Here is a 1,001-nt window from a genome sequence, read left to right as displayed (position 1 = left end):
TTTCCACTCTTTTTTGTCTTTAACGCCATCTCTAAACGAGATGTGAAGGAAATGATAAAACTGTGGGATACATTGCCGGAGCAGCAACAGCTAGACAACCAAGCTATCAACAGAACACGATAGGGAAACGAGAGGATAATGCTTTTGTAAGGAGTTTTGGAATGTTGACTACAGCAGGGTTGGGTGTTGTCATGTTGGTGGGGGAGATCATGATAGTGTTTTCTACCATCATGACTATCTTGGCACTTTATTATTCTTTTATAAAACGGGTCATATTGTTGTTTGGGATGCGGCGGAAATTAAAAAAGGGGGCAGAACAGAATTTAGGGCATGATCAGGTAGAGGGTAGAGGACAGAGGACAGTTCTTGCAACACAGTTGCGTGCTTTTTCTTTTCAAGAATCTTTGGAACTTTCAAGAAAAGATTATTGTATCATCTTTTTTCTAGCCTTTATTTTGATGATGCTTTTCGTAGGTTTGATAGCTTTTTTTGCTTTTTTTCCAAGATCTACAATTTTTTTACACGGTTATGCGTTGCAATTGTTTAAGGTTAGCGTTTTTGTCGTACTGCTGCTGTTGTGGTGCTGTGTGTGTATGATTATCGCTTTACCTGTCATTTTAATCTTCCATAGTTTCCTTCATTATAGCGTGAAAAAAACAGTAAAGAGATTAGAAACATTTGCTTAAACAGAGAATAAAAATGATGATTTCACATCAATGCGATAGGGGGGGAAAGTGATTATTATTATACAATATTTGGCTTTTTTAGGGTTCATTATCATTGCCATTTTAATGGTTATGGTGATGGTCAGGCTTCCTTACCGGTTGATCAAGCATATCAGGTTATCTTTTAAACTCGCTCAAGACTTGAAAAAGAAAACGGCACAACAAAAGCAAGCCATACAACAACTGCACAATGATCAGAGAGAAATGAAAAGACACAATCTCGCCCATAAGACCCTTGATGCGAAAATGCGCTTTCTTAACTTCAAAGAATCTCTG

Annotated in this window: 1 protein-coding gene and 1 pseudogene; both read left to right on the top strand. The window is 37.6% G+C overall.

Features of this window, described 5'->3' with window-relative positions:
- The first annotated feature begins 62 nt into the window (after nt 1–62).
- On the top strand, nt 63–686 hold the full coding sequence (locus tag ACFIQE_RS10785) for a hypothetical protein (RefSeq protein ID WP_375707743.1): 624 nt from the start codon (nt 63–65) through the stop codon (nt 684–686).
- A gap of 48 nt (nt 687–734) precedes the next feature.
- A pseudogene (locus tag ACFIQE_RS10780) lies at nt 735–1,001 on the top strand (hypothetical protein); the annotation flags it as partial.

Origin of the sequence: Bartonella sp. AA1HLJMS (genome assembly GCF_042197445.1) — a bacterium.
Classification (GTDB): Bacteria; Pseudomonadota; Alphaproteobacteria; order Rhizobiales; family Rhizobiaceae; genus Bartonella.
The sequence above is the reverse complement of the archived record's forward strand: the minus strand, read 5'-3'. Positions and strand labels throughout refer to the sequence as shown.